29 protein-coding genes, 1 tRNA gene and 1 pseudogene are annotated in these 24,365 nt (G+C 64.0%); 18 read left to right on the forward strand and 13 right to left on the reverse strand.

Annotated features, from left to right (window positions below):
- From LB566_RS15655 to LB566_RS15670, 4 genes and pseudogenes are all read left to right on the forward strand, one after another.
- Positions 1-214 (forward strand): annotated as a pseudogene (locus tag LB566_RS15655) (heme ABC transporter ATP-binding protein CcmA); the annotation flags it as partial.
- Between the two features lie 214 nt (positions 215-428).
- Entirely contained in the window at positions 429-1,094 is a 666-nt protein-coding gene (gene ccmB, locus LB566_RS15660; RefSeq protein ID WP_224625058.1) for a heme exporter protein CcmB, read from the forward strand.
- 131 nt (positions 1,095-1,225) lie between these two features.
- Positions 1,226-1,399, forward strand: a complete 174-nt coding sequence (gene ccmD / locus LB566_RS15665; protein WP_140550941.1) for a heme exporter protein CcmD — start codon at positions 1,226-1,228, stop codon at positions 1,397-1,399.
- Positions 1,396-1,977: a DsbE family thiol:disulfide interchange protein gene (locus LB566_RS15670; protein WP_140670657.1), complete on the forward strand. Its 582-nt coding sequence runs from the start codon at positions 1,396-1,398 to the stop codon at positions 1,975-1,977. The genes ccmD and LB566_RS15670 overlap by 4 nt, the downstream gene beginning before the upstream one ends.
- A gap of 14 nt (positions 1,978-1,991) precedes the next feature.
- On the opposite strand, the gene ppa is transcribed toward LB566_RS15670, so the two are convergent.
- The 5 genes from ppa to LB566_RS15695 all read right to left on the reverse strand — a co-directional run bounded on the left by ppa (position 1,992) and on the right by LB566_RS15695 (position 5,471).
- Entirely contained in the window at positions 1,992-2,525 is a 534-nt protein-coding gene (gene ppa / locus LB566_RS15675) for an inorganic diphosphatase (protein WP_140514009.1), read from the reverse strand.
- A 185-nt stretch (positions 2,526-2,710) separates the two neighbouring features.
- Positions 2,711-3,217, reverse strand: a complete 507-nt coding sequence (locus tag LB566_RS15680; RefSeq protein WP_224625059.1) for a GNAT family N-acetyltransferase — start codon at positions 3,215-3,217, stop codon at positions 2,711-2,713.
- Positions 3,218-3,333: 116 nt separating this feature from the next.
- The gene (locus LB566_RS15685; RefSeq protein ID WP_224625060.1) at positions 3,334-3,972 is read right to left on the reverse strand and encodes a TPM domain-containing protein; all 639 of its coding nucleotides are present in this window, start codon (positions 3,970-3,972) and stop codon (positions 3,334-3,336) included.
- Positions 3,973-3,980: 8 nt separating this feature from the next.
- Positions 3,981-4,784, reverse strand: a complete 804-nt coding sequence (locus LB566_RS15690) for a TPM domain-containing protein (protein WP_224625269.1) — start codon at positions 4,782-4,784, stop codon at positions 3,981-3,983.
- A gap of 51 nt (positions 4,785-4,835) precedes the next feature.
- Positions 4,836-5,471 (reverse strand): LemA family protein, encoded by a 636-nt coding sequence (locus LB566_RS15695; RefSeq protein WP_224625061.1) that lies wholly within the window; start codon positions 5,469-5,471, stop codon positions 4,836-4,838.
- A gap of 162 nt (positions 5,472-5,633) precedes the next feature.
- Between LB566_RS15695 and LB566_RS15700 the strand changes: the two genes are divergently transcribed.
- The 6 genes from LB566_RS15700 to LB566_RS15725 all read left to right on the forward strand — a co-directional run bounded on the left by LB566_RS15700 (position 5,634) and on the right by LB566_RS15725 (position 10,894).
- Entirely contained in the window at positions 5,634-5,885 is a 252-nt protein-coding gene (locus LB566_RS15700; protein WP_224625062.1) for a hypothetical protein, read from the forward strand.
- 7 nt (positions 5,886-5,892) lie between these two features.
- Positions 5,893-6,777, forward strand: coding sequence for a pyridoxal kinase PdxY (gene pdxY, locus LB566_RS15705; protein ID WP_224625063.1), 885 nt, complete (start codon positions 5,893-5,895; stop codon positions 6,775-6,777).
- The gene (locus tag LB566_RS15710; RefSeq protein ID WP_224625064.1) at positions 6,774-7,541 is read left to right on the forward strand and encodes a DUF429 domain-containing protein; all 768 of its coding nucleotides are present in this window, start codon (positions 6,774-6,776) and stop codon (positions 7,539-7,541) included. Before pdxY ends, LB566_RS15710 begins: the two co-directional genes overlap by 4 nt.
- A 137-nt stretch (positions 7,542-7,678) precedes the next feature.
- Positions 7,679-8,323, forward strand: a complete 645-nt coding sequence (locus tag LB566_RS15715) for a carbonic anhydrase (RefSeq protein WP_140550632.1) — start codon at positions 7,679-7,681, stop codon at positions 8,321-8,323.
- Positions 8,320-8,754, forward strand: coding sequence for a nuclear transport factor 2 family protein (locus LB566_RS15720; protein ID WP_411910482.1), 435 nt, complete (start codon positions 8,320-8,322; stop codon positions 8,752-8,754). Before LB566_RS15715 ends, LB566_RS15720 begins: the two co-directional genes overlap by 4 nt.
- Before the next feature lie 85 nt (positions 8,755-8,839).
- On the forward strand, positions 8,840-10,894 hold the full coding sequence (locus LB566_RS15725) for a M3 family metallopeptidase (RefSeq protein ID WP_224625065.1): 2,055 nt from the start codon (positions 8,840-8,842) through the stop codon (positions 10,892-10,894).
- Positions 10,895-11,002: 108 nt separating this feature from the next.
- Here the strand turns inward: LB566_RS15725 and LB566_RS15730 are convergent, their stop codons facing one another.
- From LB566_RS15730 to LB566_RS15745, 4 genes are all read right to left on the reverse strand, one after another.
- Positions 11,003-12,529 (reverse strand): M81 family metallopeptidase, encoded by a 1,527-nt coding sequence (locus LB566_RS15730; RefSeq protein ID WP_224625066.1) that lies wholly within the window; start codon positions 12,527-12,529, stop codon positions 11,003-11,005.
- Positions 12,530-12,609: 80 nt separating this feature from the next.
- The gene (locus LB566_RS15735; protein WP_140524682.1) at positions 12,610-13,434 is read right to left on the reverse strand and encodes a carbohydrate ABC transporter permease; all 825 of its coding nucleotides are present in this window, start codon (positions 13,432-13,434) and stop codon (positions 12,610-12,612) included.
- A 5-nt stretch (positions 13,435-13,439) separates the two neighbouring features.
- Positions 13,440-14,309, reverse strand: coding sequence for a carbohydrate ABC transporter permease (locus LB566_RS15740; protein ID WP_224625067.1), 870 nt, complete (start codon positions 14,307-14,309; stop codon positions 13,440-13,442).
- A gap of 133 nt (positions 14,310-14,442) precedes the next feature.
- The gene (locus LB566_RS15745; RefSeq protein WP_140643438.1) at positions 14,443-15,675 is read right to left on the reverse strand and encodes an ABC transporter substrate-binding protein; all 1,233 of its coding nucleotides are present in this window, start codon (positions 15,673-15,675) and stop codon (positions 14,443-14,445) included.
- A 180-nt stretch (positions 15,676-15,855) separates the two neighbouring features.
- On the opposite strand from LB566_RS15745, the gene LB566_RS15750 reads away from it, so the two are divergent.
- Genes LB566_RS15750 through LB566_RS15760 form a run of 3 tightly spaced genes read left to right on the forward strand, consistent with a single transcriptional unit; the run spans position 15,856 to position 18,588 of the window.
- Positions 15,856-16,626, forward strand: a complete 771-nt coding sequence (locus LB566_RS15750; RefSeq protein WP_224625068.1) for an SDR family oxidoreductase — start codon at positions 15,856-15,858, stop codon at positions 16,624-16,626.
- A 2-nt stretch (positions 16,627-16,628) separates the two neighbouring features.
- Positions 16,629-17,696: an ABC transporter ATP-binding protein gene (locus LB566_RS15755; protein WP_224625069.1), complete on the forward strand. Its 1,068-nt coding sequence runs from the start codon at positions 16,629-16,631 to the stop codon at positions 17,694-17,696.
- 10 nt (positions 17,697-17,706) lie between these two features.
- Positions 17,707-18,588 carry a MurR/RpiR family transcriptional regulator gene (locus tag LB566_RS15760; protein ID WP_140492512.1) on the forward strand — a complete coding sequence of 294 codons (882 nt, stop codon included), beginning with the start codon at positions 17,707-17,709 and terminating at the stop codon, positions 18,586-18,588.
- 3 nt (positions 18,589-18,591) lie between these two features.
- Here LB566_RS15760 and LB566_RS15765 read toward each other — a convergent pair whose 3' ends face one another.
- Entirely contained in the window at positions 18,592-18,909 is a 318-nt protein-coding gene (locus LB566_RS15765) for a DUF167 domain-containing protein (protein ID WP_224625070.1), read from the reverse strand.
- Positions 18,910-18,922: 13 nt separating this feature from the next.
- Positions 18,923-19,213 carry a YggT family protein gene (locus LB566_RS15770; protein ID WP_140492518.1) on the reverse strand — a complete coding sequence of 97 codons (291 nt, stop codon included), beginning with the start codon at positions 19,211-19,213 and terminating at the stop codon, positions 18,923-18,925.
- Positions 19,214-19,349: 136 nt separating this feature from the next.
- On the opposite strand from LB566_RS15770, the gene LB566_RS15775 reads away from it, so the two are divergent.
- The 5 genes from LB566_RS15775 to LB566_RS15795 all read left to right on the forward strand — a co-directional run bounded on the left by LB566_RS15775 (position 19,350) and on the right by LB566_RS15795 (position 22,878).
- Positions 19,350-19,425: transfer RNA gene (locus tag LB566_RS15775), tRNA-Ala, on the forward strand.
- Positions 19,426-19,752: 327 nt separating this feature from the next.
- On the forward strand, positions 19,753-20,499 hold the full coding sequence (locus LB566_RS15780) for a helix-turn-helix domain-containing protein (RefSeq protein WP_140550642.1): 747 nt from the start codon (positions 19,753-19,755) through the stop codon (positions 20,497-20,499).
- Positions 20,500-20,927: 428 nt separating this feature from the next.
- Positions 20,928-21,992: a SagB/ThcOx family dehydrogenase gene (locus LB566_RS15785; protein ID WP_224625071.1), complete on the forward strand. Its 1,065-nt coding sequence runs from the start codon at positions 20,928-20,930 to the stop codon at positions 21,990-21,992.
- Positions 21,993-22,059: 67 nt separating this feature from the next.
- Complete coding sequence (locus tag LB566_RS15790; RefSeq protein WP_224625072.1) at positions 22,060-22,311, forward strand: hypothetical protein; 252 nt, start codon at positions 22,060-22,062, stop codon at positions 22,309-22,311.
- 243 nt (positions 22,312-22,554) lie between these two features.
- Positions 22,555-22,878, forward strand: a complete 324-nt coding sequence (locus LB566_RS15795; protein WP_224625073.1) for a hypothetical protein — start codon at positions 22,555-22,557, stop codon at positions 22,876-22,878.
- Between the two features lie 73 nt (positions 22,879-22,951).
- On the opposite strand, the gene LB566_RS15800 is transcribed toward LB566_RS15795, so the two are convergent.
- Both LB566_RS15800 and exbD read right to left on the reverse strand, forming a co-directional pair.
- Positions 22,952-23,899, reverse strand: coding sequence for an energy transducer TonB (locus tag LB566_RS15800; protein ID WP_224625074.1), 948 nt, complete (start codon positions 23,897-23,899; stop codon positions 22,952-22,954).
- Entirely contained in the window at positions 23,896-24,363 is a 468-nt protein-coding gene (gene exbD, locus LB566_RS15805; RefSeq protein WP_140550648.1) for a TonB system transport protein ExbD, read from the reverse strand. Before exbD ends, LB566_RS15800 begins: the two co-directional genes overlap by 4 nt.
- Positions 24,364-24,365: the final 2 nt, after the last annotated feature.

Consider the following 24,365-nt stretch of genomic DNA (forward strand, 5'->3'; position numbering starts at 1 on the left):
AAGACGACGCGCGGCGATTGCGAAACTGCTGGTCAGCCACCGGCCCTTGTGGTTGCTGGACGAGCCGACGGCGGGGCTGGACAGAGCGTCCGAGGAGCGGTTTGCCGGGCTGATGGCGAGGCATTGCGGGGATGGCGGGATTATTATCGCGGCGACGCATTTGCCGCTGGGATTGGATGGGGCGGCGGAATTGAGGATGGGGGAGCCCGGTTGATGTTGGTGCTCTACGGCGCCCCCCTCTGTCCTGCCGGACATCTCCCCCACAAGGGGGGAGATTGGCAGTTTCGGCGCCTTGCTCGTCCTTGCGACGGTGGTGATTGGCGAAATCGCTGGGGACAGCCGATCTCCCCCCTTGTGGGGGAGATGTCCGGCAGGACAGAGGGGGGCGCGACGGAACGCGCACTTCAGCAAGAAGGGGTCGCATCCTGATGTGGTGCCTCCTCCTCCGCGATATCCGCCTTTCGATTCGGGCCGGCGGCGGGGCGCTGACGGGTGTGATCTTCTTCCTCGCCGTGATCGCCACCATCCCCTTCGGTGTCGGGCCGGACCTGAAACTGCTCGCCCGCATCGGCCCGGCGATCCTGTGGATCGGGGCGCTGCTCTCTTGTCTGCTCGGCCTCGACCGGCTGTTCCAGGCCGACCGCGAGGACGGCTCGCTCGATCTCTTGGTGCTCGGCAACGACCGCCATATGCTGGCGCTGACGGTGCTCACCAAATGCCTGGCGCATTGGGCGGGGAGCGTGCTGCCGCTGGTGGTCGCCGCGCCGCTCCTCGGCCTGTTCATGAACATGGAGCCGGCGGCAATAGGCGCCACGGCGCTTACGCTGCTGGTCGGCACGCCGGCGATCACTTTCATCGGCGCCGTCGGTGCGGCGGTGGCGGTGGCGCTGCCGCGCGGCGGGCTCCTGATCTCGGTACTGGTGCTGCCGCTGACCATCCCGGTGCTGATCTTCGGCGTTTCGGCGAGTTACGGCGCGACGGCCAATCCCGATCCGTTCCTGCAACCTTTCCTCATTCTTGCCGCGCTGACGTTGTTTCTTGCCGTGCTCGGACCACTGGCGGCGGCGTTGGCGCTGCGCCATGGCACGGATTGAGGGCCACGACCGGCAGGGGCTGCGGCGCGGCGGCCAATTGCGCGGTCACCGGCGTGGGGCTAAGGGGAAGGCATGATCGAGCGCGGCAGAAGGATCGACCTGGCGGGCGGCATGCCGACGAGGCAGCCGGCATGAGCCCGCATGCGCTCTACGTCACCGCCGCCTATGCCGTCACGGCGATTGCGCTGGCCGGGCTGATCGGCTGGATCCTGCTCGATCAGCGGGCCCGCAAGCGCGAACTGGCCGAACTCGAGGCGGCGGGCGTGCGCCGACGCTCCGACAAGGGCGGGGAGCGCAAGTCATGAGCACGGATATGCCAACGCCGGCGCCGCCCCGGCGCCGCCTGTTCGTACTGTTGCCGCTGCTGGTCTTCCTCGGGCTGGCGGGGCTGTTCCTGGCGCAACTCCTGTCGGGGCGCGACACTTCGGAGGTGCCGTCGGCGCTGATCGGCCTGCCGGCGCCGCCGACCAACCTGCCGCCGCTGGACGGCACGAACCTGCCGGGGCTCGATTCGAAATCGTTCGCCGGCAAGGTGACGCTGGTCAACGTCTTCGCCTCATGGTGCGCGCCTTGCCGCGAAGAGCACCCGGTGCTTTTGGGGCTGGCGCAGGACAGGCGCTTCACCATGGCGGCGCTGAACTACAAGGACCGGCCGGAAAATGCCCGCCGGTTCCTCGGCGATCTCGGCAATCCGTTCCAGGCGATCGGCGTAGACGAGGCCGGCCGCACGGCGATCGACTGGGGCGTCTATGGCGTGCCGGAAACCTTCGTCATCGGCAAGGACGGGAAAATAGCCTACAAGCATGTCGGGCCGCTGACCGCCGAGACGGCCCGGACGCTGCTGTTGCCGCAGATCGAGAAGGCGCTGGCCGCGCCGAACTGAGGTGACCGGCCGTCTTACTTGCCTGCCTTGGCCCGCTCGATCGCGTCGACGATCATCTTCTTGGCGTATTTGGAATCGTGCCAGCCCTCGATCTTGACCCATTTGCCGGGCTCGAGATCCTTGTAGTGCTCGAAGAAGTGCTGCACCTGATCGCGGGTGATCTCGGGCAACTGAGTGTATTCCGTGACGTTCTCGTAACGCAGCGTCAACTTCGGCGACGGCACGGCGATGACCTTCTCGTCCTGGCCGGCATTGTCTTCCATGATCAGCACGCCGATCGGCCGCACATTGATGACGCAGCCGGGCACCAGCGCGCGCGTGTTGCAGACCAGCACGTCGATCGGATCGCCGTCGCCAGACAATGTGTGCGGAACGAAGCCGTAATTGCCGGGATAGCGCATCGAGGTGTGCAGGAAACGATCGACGAACAACGTGCCGGCCTCCTTGTCCATCTCGTATTTGATCGGCTCGCCGCCGATCGGCACCTCGATGATGACGTTGACGTCCTCGGGCGGATTCTTTCCGGTGGCGATGGCTTCAATACGCATGGCTTATCCCTCTCTCGATTGGCAGACCGATAGCGGGCGGCGCAAAATGGTGCAATGCGGCGAATGGCGCTCGAGAACGCCCAGCAAGACGCAATGGCATTCAACGCGTTCAATCATCAGCAGAAGATGTTTCAGTGTCGTGATTGCGTAGGCTTCGCGCCGCTTACGCGATCGTTCCTCGCCGGTCATTCCCAGACGAAAGCAACCTTTTTCAGCGCTTTCTGCTCGAATATCTCGACGCCTTCGGCGATATCGCGGCCGCCGGCACCGGAATAGAAGGCGAGCGCGTTCTGATTGTCTTCCAGCGCCCACACCACTGTGCCCTTCAATCCATGGTCGGCAAGCCGCGCCCGTGCCGCCTTGAAAAGCCGGCTGCCGAGCCCGATGCCCTGATATTCGGGCCGCAGGTACAATTCATAGATCTCGCCCTGCTGCTTGAGTTCGCGGGCCCGGTTCTTGCCGATCGTGGCGTAGCCGGCAACCGTGCCGCCGATCTCGATCACCAGAACGGTGGCGGCGCGGCGGATGGCATTGGCCCACCAGTCGGCGCCGCGACGGTTGATCATCGATGTCAGGGTGCGGTGCGGGATGATGCCGCTATAGGCGCCGCGCCAAGCCTGCAAATGCACGTCGGCGATCGCCGCGGCGTCGCGCGGTTCGGCTTTGCGGATATCGATGCTCAGCGTATTCATGATTTGTTAACCATAAACCCGCATCGCTCGAATGCAAGAGTCCGGGCAGACCGGCGCCGGCTTTCTCACAAGCCGTCATGGCCTGCGCGATGCCCATTCGAAGCTGTCGGTGGAGCTCAAATCTCGACCAGATGATCGTCGAGCTCGTTGGCGTCGCCCGACGTGACCGGGAAGTGCTCGGCGAGCACCGCTCCAACCGATTGGATCGCCTTGACGAAGCCGTCGGCAAGCCGGTCGTCGCCGGCATGTGCGGTAAGCTCGCGCACCACATCGTCCCAGACATGCTGGCCAACCTTGGCGTCAATGCCTGAATCGGCGACCACCTCGGCGTAGTGCTCGGTGACCGAGACGAAGACCAGCACGCCGGTGCGCGCGGTCGTGCGGTGGACGTTGCGGGCCAGGAACTGCTTCAATGCGTTGTCATGCGCGGTCTGATAGCGCAGCCGTCTCGGCACCATATGGATGCGCAGCCCCGGAAAGGCCCATAACAGCAAAAGAAAGCAGGCAAGCGCCAGAAGCTGGGCAATCACGAAGTGGGGCAGGCGGATGGTGAGCCACCAGGCCTCCAGCCCATAGGCGACGGCGAGGCTGACCAGCAGCGTGGCGAGAGCCGCCACGAAGGCAGCCGGAAAGAAGTAGTTGCCGCTGGCATGCGCCACCACGCAGTAGATTTCGCCGTCGGTCCTCGATTCGGCGGCGCGGATCGCCCCGGCGATGCGCTCATGGTCCTGCGGACTGATCGGTCGTGTCGCCATGATCCCTCTCACCAGCTTCCCGAAGAGCCGCCGCCGCCCGAAGAGCCGCCACCGCCGGAGAAACCACCGCCGCCGCCCGAGGACCAGCCGCCGCCCGACCAGCCGCCGCCACCTGACGACCAGCCGCCACGTGACGATCGCCGGCTCGGCTCGAACGTCATGCCGAGCCAGCGGTAACGGCCGGGACCGATCTTCTGGCCGAAGATCGGCGGCAACACCGAGGCCGCTATGCTGCCGAAGAAGATGAGCGCCCAGATGCCGATGAAGATGGCGAAGAACAAATCGTCGGAATTGAACGGCGCCTGCTGGTTGCGCTTGCCGCGTGCTTCCAGCTCCTCGGGATTGCCGTTGAGCACCATGATCATGTCGTCGACGGCCTTGGTGATGCCGCCGGAGAAATCGCCGGCACGGAAGGCCGGCACCATGTCGTTTTCGATGATCAGCTTGGTGTGCAAGTCGGTCAGCGTGCCTTCCAGCCCGTAGCCGACCTCGATGCGCATCTTGCGGTCGTTCGGCGCGACCAGAAGCAGCACGCCGTTGTTCTCTTTCGCCTGGCCAAGTTTCCAGAACCGGTACAGCCGGTTGGCATAGGGTTCGATCTCCTCCCCGCCGAGGCTGGGGATGGTGGCGACGACGATCTGATCGGAGCCTTTCGTCTCGAAATCGGCAAGCTTCTGCGTCAGTGCCGCCCTGGTCGCCGCATCGATGATACCTGCATTATCGACGACACGGCCGGTCAGCGCCGGGAGCTCGGCGGCGAGAGCCGCAAATGGCAGCGCGAGAACGAGGAGCAGGACAGCGACGCGACACATGGCGCGTCGTCCCTCATTGGCGGGCAGGATCACCACGTCGGAATCCGGCAATCATCCGCCCTGTTTCGTGCCGAAATCGACCTTCGGCGTCTGCAATTTGTCCTCCTCGACCGTGAAATTGGCGAAGGGCTCGTTGCTGCGGAACCAGAAAGTCGCCCACAGCACCGAGGGGAAGGTCCGCAGCGTCAGATTGTAGTCCCTGACCGCCTGGATATAGTCACGCCGCGCCACCGCGATGCGGTTCTCGGTGCCTTCGAGCTGCGCCTGCAGCGCCAGGAAGTTCTGGTTGGCCTTCAGGTCCGGGTATGCCTCCGACACAGCGAGCAGCCGCGACAGCGCGCTGGTCAGCCCTGCCTGGGCGTCCTGGAACTTCTTGAGGGCTTCGGGATCCTTCAACGTCTCTGGCGTTACCGTGACCTGTGTCGCCTTGGCGCGCGCCTCGACCACGGCGTCGAGCGTGTCCTTTTCGTGCGAGGCGTAGCCCTTGACCGTCTCGACCAGGTTGGGAATGAGGTCGGCGCGGCGTTGATACTGGTTCAGCACCTCGCTCCATGCCGCCTTGGCGTTTTCCTCCGCCGTCGGGATGGTGTTGTAGCCGCAGCCGGCAAGCAGCGGCAGCATGACGGCCATCACCAGCAAGGCGGGCAGCGTGCGGAATGTCGGGAAAGCAAGGCGCTGGGCAAACATGATCGGTCCCCTCGGTAGAAGTTGCATGCCAAGCATTACCACAATCGGCGCGCAAGAAAACGACCTCGGCGCAGACGGTTGTCGATGGGGTTACGGTCGGCCGCAAGGCGCTGTAATTGACGGAGCGAACGCGGTAAGGTCGCCACGAAACAGGACAGCATCATGGCGCAGCGCCAGGACAGCGACACCGAATCGCGCCGCATCCTCGAGCGCGTCGCGCGCGAGACCGATCCGGCCGCAACCTCGCTCGCGGCGCGGACCGCGAAGGCCGTGCGCGACCACGTCGCCGCCGCCGATGCCGACCGCGCCGACCCGATCGAAGTCTGGGGCACGCGCATTGGCCGGATAATTGGGCTGCTGCTGGCGCTGGGCCTGATGATCTGGCTCGTGCTTTTCCTCACCCGGGGCAGTTAGGATTCCAATGAGCACCGAGCAAGCCGACGCGCCGCGCGCGGTCATCGTCGTTTCCAGCCATGTCGCACGCGGCTCGGTCGGCAATCGCGCTGCCGTCTTTGCGTTGGAATCGCTGGGTTTCCCGGTATGGGCGGTGCCGACAATCATCCTGCCCTGGCATCCCGGCCATGGGCGCGCGACCCGCATCGTGCCGCCGCTCGATCAGTTCAAGGCATTGATGGCCGATCTGGAGCGCGCGCCGTGGCTGGGCGAGGTCGGGGCGGTGCTGTCGGGCTATCTCGGCGAGGCCGGCCAGGCCGAAGCCGTCGCCTCGCTGGTCGCCGCGGTCAAGGCGAGAACGCCTGATGCCGTCTACATATGCGATCCGGTGATGGGCGATTCGGGCGGACTCTATGTGCCGGAGCCGACGGCGATCGCCATGCGCGACCGGCTGATGCCGATCGCCGACATTGCCACCCCTAACCGCTATGAACTGGAATGGATGGCCGGAGCGCCGTTGCCCGACCTGAAGTCGGTGATGGGGGCGGCGCTCCATGCCGGGCCTTCGACCATGCTGGTCACCTCGGCGCCGTCGATGATTTCAGGCGGCACCGGCAATCTTCTGCTCGACGGCAGCCAGGTGCTGCTTGCTGAGCACCGCGTTATCGAAAAGCCGCCGAACGGTTTGGGCGACCTGACAGCGGCGGTCTACCTGGCGCGCATCCTCTCCGGCCAGCCGGCGATCAAGGCGCTGCAATCGACGACGGCGGCGGTCTACGAAATCCTGGCGCGCACGGCCAAACGCGGCGGCGACGAATTGCAGCTCGAAACCGATGCGCAGAGCCTGTCGCACCCGATGGCGATGGTGCAGCTTCGCCATCTCACGCATCCGGGGCGGGACCGCCGCGCGTGACATCGGCACGGGTGCTGGTCGGCGCGGACGGCTGCAAGGCCGGCTGGGTCGCCGTGCGGAGGGCTCCGAACGCGGCGCCTTCGGTCGAGGTCTTCGCCAGCTTCGCCGCGCTGCTGGCGGCGGTCCCCGACGACGCGATCGTCGCCGTCGACATGCCGATCGGCCTGCCCGAATTTTCGAGCAAGGGCGGGCGCGGACCGGAGGCGCAGGTCAGGTCGCTGCTCGGGCCACGCCAATCCAGCGTCTTCTCGATCCCGTCTCGTGCGGCACTCTACGCCGATACCGCCGAGTTCACTTCGATCGAAGCCTGGTACGCCGCGCATCGCCGGGCGAGCGACGTGGCCAGGACCACTTCCGATCCGCCGCGCGGCGTTTCGATCCAGGCATTCGGCATCTTTGGCAAAATACGCGAGATCGATACGTTGCTGATCGCGCGGCCCGAACTGCGTCGCCGCGTCTTCGAATCGCATCCGGAAGTGGCTTTCTGTCGGCTCAACGGGGGGCAGGCCATGCTGCTGCCGAAGAAGGTCAAGGGCAGCATCAATCCGGCCGGCATGGCGGAACGCAAGGCGCTGCTTAGCCGGCACGGCTATGACTTGAACTTCCTCGATCAGGCGCCGCCGCGCGGCGCGGCCGCCGACGATTTCCTCGATGCGGCGGCGATGATGCTGATCGCCGGCCGCATCGCCGCCGGCACGGCAAGGCCGTTTCCCGACCCGCCACTCACCGACGGCTTTGGCATACCGGTCGCCATCTGGGCGTGACAACATTGGCCAGCGTCGCGCCCGACGCATGGCATTTCTCGCCAACCCTACAATTCTGCATTGCTCGCGACGGCCTTTTACCGCTAGAGCGTTTCTCGACCGCAACGCGCTGCCGCCCTCCAACCGGAAAGCCGCCCATGCCTCACCTTCCCGATCACCTTCTCACCGGCTACCGCAATTTCATGAACGGTCGCTATCTCACCGAGAGCGGCCGCTATCGCGAGCTCGCCCGGGAGGGGCAAGCGCCGGAAACCATGATCGTCGCGTGCTGCGATTCCCGCTCTGCACCCGAGGCGATCTTCGACGCAGGGCCCGGCGAACTCTTCGTGCTGCGCAATGTCGGCAATCTGGTGCCGCCTTACGAGCCGGACGGCGAGTTCCACTCGACCTCGGCCGCGCTCGAATTCGCGGTGCAGAGCCTCAAGGTCAAGAACATCGTCGTCATGGGCCATGGCCGCTGCGGCGGCATCCGTGCCGCGCTCGACGCCAATTCCGCGCCGCTGTCGCCGGGCGACTTCATCGGCAAATGGATGAGCCTGATCGCGCCGGCCGCCGAGACCGTGTCGGCCAGCACCTTCATGACGGCGACGGAGCGCCAGACGGCGCTGGAGCGCATCTCGATCCGCTATTCCCTAGCCAATCTCAGAACCTTTCCCTGCGTCTCGATCCTTGAGGGCAAGGGGCGGCTGTCGCTGCACGGTGCCTGGTTCGATATTTCGACCGGCGAGCTCTGGGTGATGAACAAGGAGACCGGCGATTTCGAGCGCCCGGTGCTGGAGTGACCGAAACGGCACGCCAGGCGATGAGCATCCGGCCGGTCATGTTCACCGCCGCCGCACTGCTGATGGCGATCATGGCCGCCCGCGCCGATGACGGCGCCATCATCAGCCGCTGGTATTCGGCCTTGCTGGTCGCCGACCGCACCGAACTTTCCGACCTGCTCGCCGACAATGTGCGTATCGAACTCGACGATCTCGGCATCGTGCAGGGCAAGCAGGAGTTCATCGCCTCGCTCGACGAATGGAAAGGTGCGGTTGCGGGTGCCGCGATCCGACACCGGATCGAGAAGAACGAAGGCGGCGTCACCACGGTGATCGCCTGCTACGACTTCCCCAACAATGACATGCTGATGCATGAGACCTTCGCCATAGCGGGCGACCGCATCACGGCCAGCACGCAGAAAGCCCTCGCGGAAAGCTGCGAAGCCTACTGACCGGCCACGCTGTTGCACGCGCCGGACGAGCGCCCTACATCGGTGATTTCAGCCTTTCCCGACCTGCCAGCCCGAAAGACAATCCATGCCCGCCACGAAAGCCGTCGACCTCGCCGCTCATCCGCTGACCACGTGGCAAGGGCCGCTCGGCCTGCCCGATTTCGCCCGATTTGGCGACGATGAGTTCGCACCCGTCTTCGATGCGGCGCTGAAGGCGCATGAGGCCGAGATCGAGGCCATCGCCGCGAACGAGGATACGCCGACCATCGAGAACACGCTTCAAGCCCTGGAGCTCGCCGGCGAGGCGCTCGACCATGTCTCGTCGATCTTCTGGTGCCGCGCCGGGGCCCACACCAACGAGGATATCCAGGCGCTGGAGCGCGACATCTCGCCAAGGATGTCGAGGCACTTCTCGGCGATCTCGATGAATGAAAGGCTCTTTGCCCGCATCGACGACCTTTACCAGCGCCGCGAGACACTCAAGCTCGATGCCGAGACGCTGCGGGTGCTGGAGAAGACCTGGAAGGGTTTTGTCCGCTCGGGCGCAAAACTTGACGCCGAGGGCAAGAAGCGACTGGCAGGGATCAACGAGGAGCTGTCGTCGCTCGGCACCAGTTTCGGCCAGAACGTGCTTGCCGACGAGCGCGACTGGGCGCTGTTCCTCGACGAGGCCGACCTGGCCGGTCTGCCGGACTTCCTGAAGAGCTCAATGGCCGAAGCCGCCGAGATGCGCGGCCAGAAAGGCCGCTACGCCGTCACTTTGTCGCGCTCGATCTACGAGCCGTTCTCGACCTTCTCGGAGCGGCGCGACCTGCGCGAGATCGCCTTCCGCGCCTTCACCATGCGCGGCCAGAATGGCGGCGCGACCGACAACACGGCCGTGGTGCGCGACATGCTGAAGCTGCGCGCCGAGAAGGCAAAGCTGCTCGGCTACGGCTCCTTCGCGGCGCTGAAGCTCGACGACACCATGGCCAAGACGCCCAAGGCGGTGCACGACCTGCTCGATCCGGTCTGGGAAAAGGCGCTGGAGAAGGCAGCAAGCGACCAGAAGGAGTTGGAACGGCTGGCGACGGAAGCCGGCAGCAACGAAAAATTCGCAGCCTGGGACTGGCGGTTCTACCAGGAGAAGCTGCGCGCCGAGAAATTCGCCTTCGACGAGGCGGAATTGAAGCCCTATCTCCAACTCGACCGGATCATCGACGCCTGCTTCGACGTCGCGACAAGATTGTTCGGCATCACCTTCGAAGAGAAGAAAGGCATTGCCGCCTGGCATCCGGACGCGCGTGTGTTCGTGGTGAAGAATGCCGATGGCAGCGAGCGCGGCCTGTTCCTGGCCGATTACTTCGCCAGGCCGTCGAAACGCTCCGGGGCCTGGATGAGCGCGCTGAAGTCGGGCTATCGCCTGGGCCACGGTGCGAGCCCGATCATCTACAACATTATGAACTTCGCCAAGCCACCCGTGGGCGAGCCGGCGCTGCTGTCGGTGGACGAGGCGAAGACCTTGTTCCATGAATTCGGCCATGCCCTGCACGGCATGCTGACCGACGTCACCTGGCCTTCGGTGTCGGGCACGTCCGTCAGCCGCGATTTCGTCGAACTGCCCTCGCAGCTCTACGAGCATTGGCTGACCGTGCCGGCAGTGCTGGAAAAGCACGCTTTGCATGTCAAGACCGGCAAGCCGATGCCGAAGGCGCTGCTCGACAAGATGCTCGCCGCGCGCACCTTCGGCGCCGGCTTCGCCACTGTCGAATTCACCGCCTCGGCGCTGATCGACATGGCCTACCACGCGCGGCCGGACGCCCCGCAGGAGCCGCTTCGTTTCGAAGCCGAAACGCTCGAAAAACTCGACATGCCCGACACCATCGCCATGCGCCACCGCACGCCGCATTTCGGCCATGTCTTTGCCGGCGAGGGCTATTCGGCCGGCTACTATTCCTACATGTGGTCGGAAGTGCTGGACGCCGACGCCTTCGCTGCTTTCGAGGAGACGGGCGATCCCTTCAATCCCGCACTGGCCGAGCGGCTGAGAAAGAACGTCTATGCCGCTGGCGGCTCGAAGGATCCGGAAGAGCTCTACACCGCGTTTCGAGGCAAGATGCCCTCGCCGGAAGCCATGATGGTGAAGCGGGGATTGGTGTAGCGCCTTTTTCCTTCTCCCCTTGTGGGAGAAGGTGGATCGGCGCGCTAGCGCCGAGACGGATGAGGGGTGTTCCAGCGGAGTGAGGCGTTGGTGTTCTCTGGAGCCCCCTCATCCGTCGCCTTCGGCGACACCTTCTCCCACAAGGGGAGAAGGGGGAGCCTTATCCTTCCACGGATCCGCTACCCTTGGCCAAATCGCCCGCTTCAGTTTCTTATAATCCGTCACCGCTGGATTGCTGGGGTACGCGCTCGGCGCCGAGACATAGATGATCTCGGCGGCGATCGGTTCGAAGCCGGCGTAGAAATGGTTGGTCGATTTGATCAGCAGCATGTCCTTGGCCAGCGGATCGACGCCGATGTTGGAAAAAATGTCCGGCTCGAAGGTCTGCGTGCGGTTGGTGTTGAGGATAATGTCGACCTCGGTGCCCTCGATGCGGACCAGCGCGGCTGGCCCAAGCGTCACCCGGCTGGGTCCAAAGCTCTGCCAGCCCTCGGCGACAGCTCTCAGCACCGTGACGCGGGCGTCGATCGGCTCGCCGGCCTGGGGACCGGCCTTGCCGCCGAAACGCAGGTCGATGCCGGCGCCCTCGCCCGCGGCCTGGCAGAAGGTCACGGCGACCGGATCCCAGATCGTCGCCACGCCGACCTTATCGATGCCGCGCGCCAAAAGCTCCCGCAGCACGATGGTGCCATCGCCCGGCACGCCGCCGCCCGGATTATCCCAGATATCGGCGATGACCACCGGCCTGCCGCGCTTTTCAGCGCGAACGGCCAAGGCGCGCTCGATGCCGTCCTTGGCGCTCAGCATCGTCATCGCCGTCTTTTCGCGCATTGCGTAGAGCTCGCGTCCCAGCGTTTCGGCCAGCGCGTCGCCCTTGGCCTTGTCATTGTCGGTGACCACGAGGATGCGCGTGCCCATTTCGGGCACATCCGCCGCCATGAAGCCATGGATGACCGAGACCGACAGCACGCCGTCCTTGCCGTGCAGCGCCTTGATGCGGTCGACGAAGGAGCGCATCGGCTCGCGGCTGGTCGGCAGCACCTGGATCATGCGGCAGTCGAAGGTCGAGATGACGGGCTTGATCTCGCCGCGCGCCGCGGCGAGGCCGAGCTCGACGACATGCTCGCCGCGCTCGTAGAAGTCGGTGTGCGGGAATTCGAGGAAATAGGCCATGACATTACAGGCCGCCGCGCGCTTGGGCGTGAGATGGCTGTGCGGATCGAACTCGCAGGCGATCACCACGCCGGGCCCGACGATCTCGCGCACCCGTTCAAGCAGGTCGCCCTCACAATCGTCATAGCCTTGCGCCACCATGGCGCCGTGCAGGCCGAGAATGACGGCCTCCACCGGCAGAGCCGCCCTGAGTTGGCCAAGAATCTCGTCGCGCAGCGCCTCGTAGGTCTGCCGCTGCACCAGGCCGCCGGGTTCGGCCCAGGTGGCGGTGCCCTCGACGACGTCAAGACCTTCCGCGGCCGCGCGCCGACGCAGCGCGACGATCGGCGAGGAGCACAGTGTCGGCGTCTCCGGATGCTTGCCCGGCCCGGCATAGAAGGCCAGCTCGAACGATGCCCTGTCGGTCGGCACCGGCGAAAAAGTGTTGGTTTCCGTCGCCAGCGAGGCGGTGAAGATGCGCATGAAAACTCCGTGATGGACTTTCTTGTTTTCGCAATTCCGGGGGGAAACCGCCGCACGCTTTTCCTGGAATTGCTGGGTTGCTATTTGACCGCCCCGAGCGCCAGCCCCCGTACCAGGTAGCGCTGCAGCCAGATGAACAGGATCGCCACCGGTAGCGTCGCCAACAGCGTGGCGGCCATGACGTGATGCCATTCGATCGTGTAGCGCCCGGCGACCAGCGAGAACACCTGGATCGGCAGCGTGTAGCTCTCCTGGCTGCGCAGCATGGTCAGCGCCACGACGAATTCGTTCCAGGCGTTGATGAAGGTGAAGATGGCGGTGACGGCAATGGCCGGCAGGCAGAGCGGCAGGAAGACTTTGCGCAACGTCAGCCAGCGCCCGGCGCCTTCCATCCAGGCCGCCTCCTCGAGATCGCGCGGGATGGTGTCGAAATAGCTCTGCAGCATCCACACGGTGAAAGCGACGTTGAAGGCCATATAGATGAAACCGAGCGCCGTTGTCGATTCGACAAGGCCCCAGGCGGCCATCAGCCGGAACAGACCGAGCACCAGCACGATGGGCGAGATCATCTGCGAGATCAGCAGGAACTGGCGGAAGGCGCCATAGCCGGCAAAACGAAAGCGCGACATGGCATAGGCCGCCGGCACCGAGATCAGGATGGCGCCGACCGTGGCGATCACCGAGACATAGAGCGAATTGGCAAGCGCCCGGCCGAAGCCGGTCGCCACCCACATGTCGGCAAAATTCGACCAGCGGAATTCGCTCGGCCACCAGGTCGGCGACAGCACCTCCTGCCGCGGCTTGACCGCGGTCAGGAACATCACCGCGAAGGGGAAGATCGTCACCACGATCAGCGGCGCCAGCAGCAGCCAGGCGATGACGGTTCGCTTCAGCTTGCCCGCCATGCTCCTCATGCGCGCTGCTCCCGCATGGCGAGGCGCACATAGATCATGGTGAAGACCAGCAATATGGCGAACATCACCAGCGACACGGCGGAAGCCTCGCCCAGTTTGCCGATGCGGAAGGCGAGCTTGTAGAGGTGAGTGACCAGTATGTCGGTCGAATTGGCCGGCCCGCCCTGCGTCATCACCCAGATGATCGGGAACGAATTGAAGACGTAGATGGTGTTGAGCACGATGGCGATGTTGATGAACGGCTTCAGGAGCGGAAAGGTGATTTCGCGAAACTGCTGTGCCGGCGTCGCTCCTTCAAGCGCGGCGGCCTCGTAGAGATCGTCCGGAATCGAAGACAGGCCGCCGAGGAAGATCGTCGTGGTAAACGGCACCGTCACCAATATACCGATCAGCACCTGCATCGGGAACGCCGTCTCGGCGCTGGCCAGCCATTGGACATTGTGATCGATCAGGCCGAGGCCGAGCAGCGCCGAATTCAGCATGCCGCTTTCGCCGCTCAGCGCCCAGCGCCAGACCACCGCCGTCATGGTCAGCGACACCGCCCAGGGCAGCATGATGATAACGCGGGCAATGCTGCGGCCGTAGAAATCAGTGTTGAGGATGATGGCGACCGGGATCGACAGAAGCAGCGCGCCGCCAACCACCAGTACGGTCCATACCGCCGTGCGCCACAGTGCCGCGACGAAATCGGGATCGGCGGCGAGGGCCGCGAAATTGGCAAGGCCGCTGAATTCGCGCAGCTGGCCGAAGCGGTTGACGTCATGGGTTGCGATCTGGATCAGGTCCCAGACCGGCCAGAAGATGACGACCGCCGCCAGGAACAGACTGGGCAAGGTCAGCAGATAGGGCAAGAAACGATTTTGCATCGGCTGGCCTGGGTTTCGGCGCGCTGGATCGGAAGGTCTATGCGAATTTTCGGATCCGCCGCAGCAGGCGTGAACCAAGGGAGTGGCGCGCCCCGCCTGAATGGGGCGCGCCACGGGCGCAGGGAGATACGCCCTATTTCTTCAGCACGGCGTTGGCCTTCGCTGCCGCATCCTTCAAACCTGCCTCCGGGTCGCCGCCGAGATAGATCTTCTGCATGGCGTCCGACGTGATCTGGGCGATCTCCTCCCAGCCCGGAATGACCGGCGCAAAGCGGGCGTCGGGCAGAAGCGCGGTGAAAGCGGCGAGGTCGGCATTGTTGACGTAATAGTCCATCTTGGCCTCTTCCTTGTTCACCGGCAGGAAGCCTTCGCCTTGCGTGAACTTGGCGCGCTGTTCCGTGGTGAACAGGAAGTCGAGCAGCTTCCAGGCCTCGTCCTTGTTCTTGGAGTTCTTGAACATGATGATGGAATCGGTGACGCCATAGGTGCCGCGCGCGCCCGTCGGGCCGGCGGGTATAGCCGCAACGCCATATTTCAGGCTCGGCGCTTCTTCCTTGATCTGGTTGGACAGGAAGGGCGCGGTGATCATCATGCCGACCTTGCCCTGCTTGAACAGGTTCTGGACGTCCTCACGGTTGTTGGAGGTTACGCCGGGTTCCGTCAGGCCTTCGTCGATCATCGACTTGTAGAGCTTGGCGGCTTCGAGCGCGCCGGGCGTGCTCAAGCCCGATGTGCCGTCCTTATTGAGGATCTCGGTGCCGTATGACCACATCGCATAATAATAATAGACGTCTGTCTCGATCTCCTTGCCCTGCAGGCCGAAGCCGAATGTGCCGGACCCCAGCGCCTTGATCTTGCGGGCGTCCTCCTGCAGCTCGGTCCAATTGGCCGGCGGCTTGGCGATGCCGGCCTTCTCGAACAACTCCTTGTTGTAATACATGGCGCGCGCCGAAGCGGCGATCGGCAGGCCGTAGGTCTTGCCGTCCATGATCGAAGGCGACAGGAACGTGTCGATGAAACGGCCCTTGAAATCTGGCGTGATATAGCTGTCGAGCGGCTCGGCGACGTCCTGCTGCACGAAGTCGATCAACCAGCGCGTGCCGATGATCGAGAGATCCGCGTTGGTGCCGGCGGTGATGTCGGTGGTCAGCTTCTGCAAGAGCACATCCCATGGCACCACTTCGAACTTGACCGTGATGCCGGGGTTCTTTGCCTCGAACTCCTTCTTGACCTCCTCGAAGTAGGGGCCGGTCTTGGCGCTGTATTCGGCGACGGTGACGCGCACCTCGCCGGCTTGCGCCTGTGCCGCGAAGGCCAGCATGCTCATTCCGGCCATCAAGCCGACAGTCCATTTCGCAATGCTCATCCGATCTCTCCCATTTTGTTCCGCGCTTTTGCGCTCCTCACGCCGATGTTGGCGCAGGATTATGTGACTTTCCTACATTATCGAGGAACTAGCCGCATGCAAGCAGATTATCGTGTTGCTTAATTACATTCCATTCACTAGCCTGCCGACATCTGCCTAACATGCGGAGGAGCGCGCATCGTGGTTTCGAGAGCCGAGTTCGAGGGCAGGACTGTCGTCGTCACGGGTGCCGGCGGCGGGCTCGGCTCGGCCATCGTCGCGTTGCTGGCCGGAAGAGGCGCGCGGGTGGTCGGCTGCGATCAATCGGAGGAGGCTTTGGAAAGCCCGCACCTCGCCTCGCGCCATGTCTTCAACCTTCTCGACCGGGTTTCGGTCGAAGCAGCCGTCGCGGCCGTGCTCGACAAAGACGGCGTGCCCGACATCCTGATCAACAATGCCGGCTGGACGCGCGCGGAGACGCTTGGCGCATTGACGGCCGACAGGATAGAGCAGGAACTCGATCTCAACCTGACCGGCGTGATGACGTTCGCCGATCCGCTGGTCAAGGCGATGGCGGCGCGCGGTTCGGGCAGCGTCGTCTTCATTTCCTCCGTCAACGCCGTCGCCCATTTCGGCAACCCGGCCTATGCCGCCGCCAAGGCCGGCATCAACGCCTATGCCAAGGCGATCGCGGTCGAGCTCGGCCGCAGCGGCGTTCGCGCCAATGTCGTCTGTCCCGGATCGATCCGCACCGCCGCCTGGGACCATCGCCTGGCCAAGAACCCCGACATTCTCGGCAAGCTCCAGCGGCTCTATCCGCTCGGCCGCATCGTCAATGCCTCTGAGGTGGCGGAAGCCGTGGCGTTCCTTGCCTCCGACCGGGCGTCGGGCGTAACGGGCGTGGTGATGCCGGTGGATGCTGGCCTGACCGCCGGCTGCCTGCCGTTCATAGACGACATAGTGGGAGCGTGACCATGACCGACGTCCAGTTCCGCGGCCTTTCGAAATCCTTCGGACAGCACAGCATCCTCGAGAACATCAACCTCGACATCGAGAGTGGCGAATTCGTCGTGCTGGTCGGCCCGTCCGGCTGCGGCAAGTCGACCCTGCTGCGCATGCTGGCCGGACTGGAAACGATAAGCTCGGGCGATCTGGTCATTGGCGGCGTGCGCGCCAACGACCTGCCGCCGCAGCAGCGCAACATCGCCATGGTCTTCCAGTCCTACGCGCTGTTTCCGCATCTCAAGGCCTCCGACAATATCGGCTTCGGACCGAAAATCCGCGGCGAGAGCCGCGCCGCGGTCGAGGACAAGGTCAAGAAGGCATCCGGCGTCCTCAACCTGTTCTCCTATCTCGACCGCTTCCCCCGGCAATTGTCGGGGGGCCAGCGCCAGCGCGTCGCCATGGGCCGCGCCATCGTGCGCGAACCCTCGGTCTTCCTGTTCGACGAACCGCTGTCCAACCTCGACGCGCAATTGCGGGTGCAGATGCGCACCGAGATCAAGGCGCTGCACCAGCGACTGAAATCGACGGTCGTCTACGTCACCCACGATCAGATCGAGGCCATGACCATGGCCGACCGCATCGTGGTGATGGATCGCGGCCGGATCCAGCAGGTCGGGCCGCCGCTGGAGCTCTATGACCGGCCGGCCAACAAGTTCGTCGCCGGCTTTCTCGGCTCGCCGTCGATGAGTTTCGTTTCCGGGTCCCTCAAGACGACGGCCACGAACAGCTGGTTCGAATCGACCGGCGGCGGAAGGCTTGCGCTTGCCGGCAAAGAGGTACCGGCAGGTGGTGCGGTGGAGGCCGGCATCCGGCCCGAGCATTTTGTCATCGGCGAAGCTGCCGACGCGATGACCATCAAGGTGGACGTCGTCGAGCCGACGGGCTCGGAAACCCATGTCTACGGTGCTATTGGCAACGATACGGTGCGCGTCGTCTTCCGCGACCGGATGCAGGTGAAGCCGGGCGACCGCCTGCCGGTCTCGGTCGAGCCGCGCAACATCCATCTTTTCGACAAGGCGACGGGCCTGCCTCTATGAAAGCACAAGCGTGAAGACACCGGCCGACATCATCACCCGGTTGCAGCTGATGTCGCAGGACGGCACCAAGTCGGATCGTCGGCTGGCCGGCCTTGTCCTGTCCGATCTCGATTTCGCCTCCAAGGCGGCGATCTCGGAGATCGCCGCGCGCGTCGGCGTCAGCGAGCCGACGGTGACCCGCTTCTGCCGCAATCTCGGCTGCGAAGGCCTGCGCGACTTCAAGTTCTATCTGGCGCAGGCGATCGCCATCGGCGGGCAGTATCTGTCGCCCGAGCCGCTGAGCCGCGACGCCCGTGAGCAGCGCATCGCATCGGCCATCACCGAGGCGGCGATATCGGCCATCCAGCGCGCCAGCGAAAACCTCGACATGACGACGCTGGTCGACGTCGCCGCGCGCATTGCCACGTCAGGCAACGTGCTGTGCGTCGGCTCCGGCGGCATTTCCTCGATGATGGCGACCGAAATGCAAAACAGGCTGTTCAGGCTGGGCCTGCCGGTGCTGGCGCAGATCGACGGGCAATTGCAGCGCATGTACGCCGCCGTGGCCACGCCCGACACCACTCTGGTCGCCTTCTCGGTTTCCGGCTATGCACGGTCGGTCATCGAGGCGGTGCAGGTCGCGCAGCAATATGGCGCCACAACGGTCGCCGTCACCGCGCCGGACTCGGCATTGGCCAGGGCCGCCGACACCGTCATCCATTTGCAGCCGCTCGAGGACGGCAACATCTATAAACCGACATCGTCGCGCTATGCGCTGCTGGCGATCGTAGACATGATCGTCACGTCGGTGGCCGAGACGCGCGGCCCGAAGGTGCTGGAGAATTTGCGCCGCATCAAGCAGAGCGTGAACACGCTGAAGGTCGACGATCCGCGTTTGCCGCTGGGCGATTGAACTTCAGGCCGAAGCACTGAGCGCCTCGATACGCTGCATCAGCACCTCGGGTTCACCCGTCACGCGCAGCGTCTTGAGCCGTGCCGTGGCGCCAGCGACAACCGAAACGGCTGAGGCCGGCACGCCGAGCATCTTGGCGGCCAGCTTCTCCAACGCTTGATTGGCGGCGCCGTTTTCGGGCACGGCGCGGACCCGGGCCTTCACGTGACTTCGCCCGTCAGCCGATGTCTCGATGCCTTCGAACCTGTCAATGGGAGAGTTCGGCGTCAGCCGGACAAACAGCTCGATGCCGTTCTCGCGGATGCGGAACGGGGCACTCATGCGATCGTCGGGTTCACAGCACCAGCGGTGCCACGGTGGTGAGCAGGAACTGCCTGAGGAAGAACAGGATCAGCAGCAGGATGATCGGCGAGATGTCGATACCGCCAAGGTCCGGCATGAAACGGCGGATCGGCCGCAGCGCCGGCTCGGTCAGGCGGTAGAGCATGTTGCCGATGCTGCCGACAAACTGGTTGCGCGAGTTGACGACGTTGAAGGCGTAGAGCCAGGAAAAGATCGCCGAGATGATGATGACCCACCAATAGAGGTCGAGCGCCATGACGATTGTTTGAATGAGGGCGAGCATGCCGGTCTCCAATTGTTGCCGACATGTAGCCATTGCGCGCGAAACCGGCAAGGGCAGGCTTCGGCCGCCAGGATTTCGGCAAAACGTCGCCTTGACAGAAAACTGCCGTGCCCGATAAATGCGCCATCCGCTGGACGGGGCTGTAGCTCAGCTGGGAGAGCGCGTCGTTCGCAATGACGAGGTCAGGGGTTCGATCCCCCTCAGCTCCACCAGCGGAATAATCCATTTTCCGTTTGTCGCTGCGTTGCAACAGCCGAAGCCACGTCGGGTGGCTACGGTGCGAAATGTCACGATACCGGCGCTCCTTTCGGCCCGCCACGGTCGATTGCGAGAGCCTCCAGGGGCAAACGCCTGTCAATTGGACTTATGACGGTGATCGCTATCGAATCGCGCTATTTTTTTTGGAATCCACCCCATTAGAGTGGCATTACCAAATCAGTTTTTTCTGTGTGTTGTAGCAAGGCGTTTCGGTGGGGGCGGCTGAAGGCGCTATACGGATTTGGAAGTCGATATGAAGAACCCGCCCGCGGAAGCAAAACGTGTCAATTCGCGAGTATCTCGCTGCAAATCTCAGACGGCTCTGTAAGGAGCATGCCTCGGTAAGCGCGGTATGCCGGGAACTGGGCATCAATCGGACGCAGTTCGAACGCTACCTTCAGGGACAGTCCGTTCCGAACAAAGCGACAGCCAAGCTGATCTGCGAGTATTTCCGCATCGACGAAGCCGAATTGTACCGGGAACCGGGCGCGCCGAAGCCTACGGTTCGCGGCCTGCCACCGATTTCCGAAAGCCTGTTCAACCAAATGATCCGGCCGCCCGCCCCGTCGATCGCGGGCGGCACCTACTTCACCTATTTTTCGATCCCGGCTCGCCCCGATCTGTTGATGCGGTCGGTGACCTTCGTGCGGCGCGATGCCGAGCTGGTGACGTTCCGAAGGGTCACTGGATGGTCGGAGCGCCGGGGAACGACATGGGCGCGGGCGCGCGGCAATCATTACGGCGTGGCGATCTCGCGCCTGAACTGGATCTACTTCAGCGGCGTCAATCGCCGCCAGACCGGTGAACCATCGCTGATCTCGGTGCAGTGGGCTCCCATCTCGGAACCGGTGCTGATTGGCAAGGCCATGCTTCTGACGGAAGCCGGGCCGGCCTTCGTGTCGGTCATCATGCGGCAGGACGTATCCATCCGCCCGCGGCAGGCGATCCGCATGGCGCACGTCGTCAAGCTCGACGACCCGAGCCTCGACCAACTCGTGGTCAGCCTCGCGCGGGACGGGCTGGACTGACCGCGTCAGAATCTTCCCTTGTTACGCTAAATAAGAATAATCCTATCCGGAAAGAGCGTATGCCGGCAATCATCTACTCCGTATACGAGTAAAATCGATTTTTTGTACTTTAAGGCCATGAAAGATAATTTAGATTAATTCAGTTTTACTACTATTTTAACAAACCATTAACTCTTTCGATCTTACCTTCCGCCCGTGGATCCCGTTTTGGGGATCTTTTCAACAGATCCCATTTGGGGTCAGGAAGGGATGAAAATGGCGAAGAAAGTGAACGCTGCTCCGAAGCTGACGATTGCCGCAGGCACCCAGACCGTCTTCTTTTCGCAGGGCATGCACTACAACAAGCGCTGAGCTGCCCGAGGCGCCGGCGACGGTGTTCGTCGGCGCCTCGCCTTCGCAATGAGATTTCTGCATTGGCTTTCGGCATCATGAAAATGCGCTCCGCAAAAACGCTTGTCTTCTATCCCGGCGCCAACAAGGTCACTGCGTGCAATTTCCTGACCAGAAGCGTGTTCGAATGCAGTTCCGAGGTGATCGGTCTTCTCGCATCCTGGGACAAATGGGCATCCGCGGCGGAGATCGCGCGGGACCACGGATGGTCGCGATCAGAGCTGGATGCCGTCATCCCCCAATTGCTCGATTTTTCCGCACTGGTGACCGCCGGGTCGCAGCTGGCCGAACAGGAAACCCAATTCTCCGGACAATGGAACTGGGGCATTCCGACCGCGCTGATGCATTTCTGCGTGCAGGACAGCGAGTTCATGACCATCGAACAGGCGGAGGCACGACAGATCGAACGCGCAGGTCACAGCGTGCAGCCCGACCTCGTGCTCAGGAATTCCGCGGCGGCCATCCGGCTGCCGGACGCGCTCGACGACAATGAACTCCTTGCCCTGATGGCGCAGCGCCGCACCAACCGAACGGCGGCGGCGCCCACCATCACCGCGAAACAGCTTTCCGACTGCCTGTTCGCGGGCATGGGCATAACCGGCGAAACCAGCAACTGCGTCGGCGCCTTGCCACTGGGCATGACCCCTTCCGGCGGCGCGAGAAACCCCTATGAAGCCTATGTGGTTGCGCCGGCGGTGGAAGGGCTGGAGCCCGGTGTCTACCACTACTCGGCTGCCGGACACGATCTTGAAAGGATTTCGGCGAACCACCTGCCGAAGATCTCCGAACTGGTCGGCGGACAGGAATGGGCCGACACCATGCCCTGCCTGGTCCTGCTTTGCGCCAGGCTCGACCGCACCATGTGGAAGTATGAGGACGCCAACGCCTATCGTGTCGTGCTGATCGAAGCCGGCCATATCGGCCAGAACATGATGCTGGCGGCGACCAGGCACGGCCTGTCGGCCTGCCCGACCGCGGCACTCAGCCACTCCGCGATCAAGCGCCTGCTCGGCCTCGACCGCCTCACCGACGCGCCCATCTACGCCTTGACCCTGTCTATCCCGGAGACCAATCCGCGTCCGGCAGCGCGGTCAATCAATTAGCCGATCGATTATGTTCAGAGTGCCCGGTGAGGGGTCCCTGAATTCTATCACATAACAGGAGCAGCACGTGGCCAACCAGTCCCTACGCCAGTCGGATATCGATAGTCTCCAATACATCGCGTCGATGGCCAATGAGCTGGTGCAGATGGCCGAAGCAAGCCGTTTCCCCATGATCTCCTATCTGCTTGGCATGGCTTATGCCGAGGCCTTCGACGTCCTTCGCGGCGCCCGGCCGGCCAGGCATCCGCAGCTCAGCGGCAATCCGATGCACCCCAAGGCGCAGGCGAAAGACAATCGCGCCCAGCCGAGGAGAGCATAGCCAGATGCAGCCATCATCTCCATGCGTGACGGCGCGCCCCGGGACGTGCGCTGCAAGGCCTGCTGCCGTCCTTGAGGAAGGCCGCCGTCGGCTTGACCGCATCGAGATGGCCTATTGGTTGGAACACGCGGGCGCAGAGGTAACATCATCCAAGGCCGAACGATGCCGCCGCGATCGCTGCAATGATCGCCCGCAGCCCGCCGAACCGGTATTTATGCACGACGATCTGAGGGGAACCCACAAATGAACATGATCGCAGCCATCAAAAGCGCCGACGTCGGTGAAAGTGTCTTCAGCCGCCTCCATGCCCTGATCGCCAGCCGGCCGGCATCGCCGGATGCGGCGCGCCTTCAAGCCCGCCAACTGGTTTCCACGGCAATCGCCGACACCTGGCAGGCCGACAGTCTCTGGGGCGCGGTGGACGCCTTCTATGCCCATTTCGACTTCATGATGCAGACCATCGAGATCAACGGCGCCGGCGATCCGAACCTCAGGATCCTGCGCACGAGATGCCGCTTCTACCTCGAGCAGGTCGAGGCTCTGTGTCTGTCGATGAGCTATCGGTAGGCCGACCGTTCGACCTTGCTTGATCCGTATATGTCGTTTCTCCCGAAACGGGTTCAGTTTTGGGCGGCATGCATCAGTTCCGAAGGCTGAATACGAACGGCGCCGTGCGGCTGACGCGCGAACCAAGCTCCGGCGGCGGCGGCGGCACGGTGGCGCCCTGCAGCACGGCGAGCGCGGCGCGGTCGAGGTCGGGATCGCCCGAGGAGCGGACGACGCGCGCCGACGTCACTCGGCCCGAGGCGTCCACCGTGAAGGTGACGTTCGCATTGCCTTGCGAGCGTCGCGATTTCGCGGCGCTCGGATAGCGCGTATGCCGCTTGATCCATGACAGCAGCCGCGATTCCCACTTGGCCGGGTCGACGCCGGACGCCCCGGACGCCGATTTCGGCGCGGCTGTCCTGACGGCGGGCTTTGCCTCCGCGCTCGCGGCGGTTACCGTCTTCGGCGGTGCCGTCTTCTCCTTCTTCGGCTTCGGCTTCTCGACGGGCTTTTTCACCTTGGCCTGGACGGGTTTCTTTTCCCTGGGCGTTTCGACCGGCTTCGGCTGCGGCAGCGGCACGGCGACGTCGGGCGCGACCGTCTCGGCGATATCAGGGACGACCTCTTCGAGCGGTGGTTGGTCGACCGGATCAGCCGTCGCCGTCTCAGTCGGCTCGGCCGCATCAGGCGGTGGGGCATCCGTCTTGGCAACGGGCTCCGCTTGCTCGGCCACTTTCTCGGGCTCGGCTTCGGGCGCCTTTTCGGTCTCCTCGACCGGCTCGGCCTGGTCTGGCACAGCCGCGTCCAGCATCGCGGCCAGTTCGGGCACTGCCGGCGTCACCACCATCGGCGCCATCTCGATCGCCATTGCCGGCGGCGGCCCGCCATCCGCCGGGTCGACCGGGCTGAAGCTCTGCACCGCATAGGCGACCGCAACATGCGCGCCAAGCACCAGCGCGGCCGCAACCGCCCACAGGCCGAGGTCGCGCCAGCCGAGGCGTGACAGCTCCACCGTGGGCGAGGCGGCCGCTTGCCCGGTCATGGACCAGCGGCTCCGCCTGGCGCCGCTGCGGGAGCATCGCCGGCGGGCGCAGCCTCCAGGCCGACCAGGGCGATCTTCAGATAGCCGGCGCCGCGCAGCAGGTTCATCGCCTCCATCAGGTCGCCATAGGCAACCGACTTGTCGGCGCGAAGGAAGATGCGCGTCTGCTTGTCGCCTTTGGTCCTGCCGTCCAGCGTGGCCGCGAAAACCTGGCGCGGCACGGTTTCGTTGCCGATCGCCAGCGAGAGATCATCCTTCAATGTCAGGAACAGCGGCGTCTCGGGCCGGGGCGCCGGCGTCGCGGTCGAGCCCGGCAGGTCGACATTGACATCCACCGTCGCCAAGGGCGCCGCGACCATGAAGATGATCAGCAGCACCAGGATGACGTCGATGAAGGGCGTGACATTGATCTCGTGGCTTTCCTCGAGATCGTCGTCCATGGTCTGACGGATGCGGCTGCCCATGG

The organism is Mesorhizobium sp. CA13 (assembly GCF_020165235.1).
Taxonomy (GTDB): domain Bacteria; phylum Pseudomonadota; class Alphaproteobacteria; order Rhizobiales; family Rhizobiaceae; genus Mesorhizobium.

Bases quoted from the DNA above. Each gene is read 5' to 3' on its own strand.
- ccmB (WP_224625058.1), top strand. From the start codon at position 429: ATGTGGTGCCTCCTCCTCCGCGATATCCGCCTTTCGATTCGGGCCGGC.
- ccmD (WP_140550941.1), top strand. From the start codon at position 1,226: ATGAGCCCGCATGCGCTCTACGTCACCGCCGCCTATGCCGTCACGGCG.
- LB566_RS15670 (WP_140670657.1), top strand. From the start codon at position 1,396: ATGAGCACGGATATGCCAACGCCGGCGCCGCCCCGGCGCCGCCTGTTC.
- ppa (WP_140514009.1), bottom strand. From the start codon at position 2,525: ATGCGTATTGAAGCCATCGCCACCGGAAAGAATCCGCCCGAGGACGTC.
- LB566_RS15680 (WP_224625059.1), bottom strand. From the start codon at position 3,217: ATGAATACGCTGAGCATCGATATCCGCAAAGCCGAACCGCGCGACGCC.
- LB566_RS15685 (WP_224625060.1), bottom strand. From the start codon at position 3,972: ATGGCGACACGACCGATCAGTCCGCAGGACCATGAGCGCATCGCCGGG.
- LB566_RS15690 (WP_224625269.1), bottom strand. From the start codon at position 4,784: ATGTGTCGCGTCGCTGTCCTGCTCCTCGTTCTCGCGCTGCCATTTGCG.
- LB566_RS15695 (WP_224625061.1), bottom strand. From the start codon at position 5,471: ATGTTTGCCCAGCGCCTTGCTTTCCCGACATTCCGCACGCTGCCCGCC.
- LB566_RS15700 (WP_224625062.1), top strand. From the start codon at position 5,634: ATGGCGCAGCGCCAGGACAGCGACACCGAATCGCGCCGCATCCTCGAG.
- pdxY (WP_224625063.1), top strand. From the start codon at position 5,893: ATGAGCACCGAGCAAGCCGACGCGCCGCGCGCGGTCATCGTCGTTTCC.
- LB566_RS15715 (WP_140550632.1), top strand. From the start codon at position 7,679: ATGCCTCACCTTCCCGATCACCTTCTCACCGGCTACCGCAATTTCATG.
- LB566_RS15725 (WP_224625065.1), top strand. From the start codon at position 8,840: ATGCCCGCCACGAAAGCCGTCGACCTCGCCGCTCATCCGCTGACCACG.
- LB566_RS15730 (WP_224625066.1), bottom strand. From the start codon at position 12,529: ATGCGCATCTTCACCGCCTCGCTGGCGACGGAAACCAACACTTTTTCG.
- LB566_RS15735 (WP_140524682.1), bottom strand. From the start codon at position 13,434: ATGGCGGGCAAGCTGAAGCGAACCGTCATCGCCTGGCTGCTGCTGGCG.
- LB566_RS15740 (WP_224625067.1), bottom strand. From the start codon at position 14,309: ATGCAAAATCGTTTCTTGCCCTATCTGCTGACCTTGCCCAGTCTGTTC.
- LB566_RS15745 (WP_140643438.1), bottom strand. From the start codon at position 15,675: ATGAGCATTGCGAAATGGACTGTCGGCTTGATGGCCGGAATGAGCATG.
- LB566_RS15755 (WP_224625069.1), top strand. From the start codon at position 16,629: ATGACCGACGTCCAGTTCCGCGGCCTTTCGAAATCCTTCGGACAGCAC.
- LB566_RS15765 (WP_224625070.1), bottom strand. From the start codon at position 18,909: ATGAGTGCCCCGTTCCGCATCCGCGAGAACGGCATCGAGCTGTTTGTC.
- LB566_RS15770 (WP_140492518.1), bottom strand. From the start codon at position 19,213: ATGCTCGCCCTCATTCAAACAATCGTCATGGCGCTCGACCTCTATTGG.
- LB566_RS15785 (WP_224625071.1), top strand. From the start codon at position 20,928: ATGAAAATGCGCTCCGCAAAAACGCTTGTCTTCTATCCCGGCGCCAAC.
- LB566_RS15795 (WP_224625073.1), top strand. From the start codon at position 22,555: ATGAACATGATCGCAGCCATCAAAAGCGCCGACGTCGGTGAAAGTGTC.
- LB566_RS15800 (WP_224625074.1), bottom strand. From the start codon at position 23,899: ATGACCGGGCAAGCGGCCGCCTCGCCCACGGTGGAGCTGTCACGCCTC.
- exbD (WP_140550648.1), bottom strand. From the start codon at position 24,363: ATGGGCAGCCGCATCCGTCAGACCATGGACGACGATCTCGAGGAAAGC.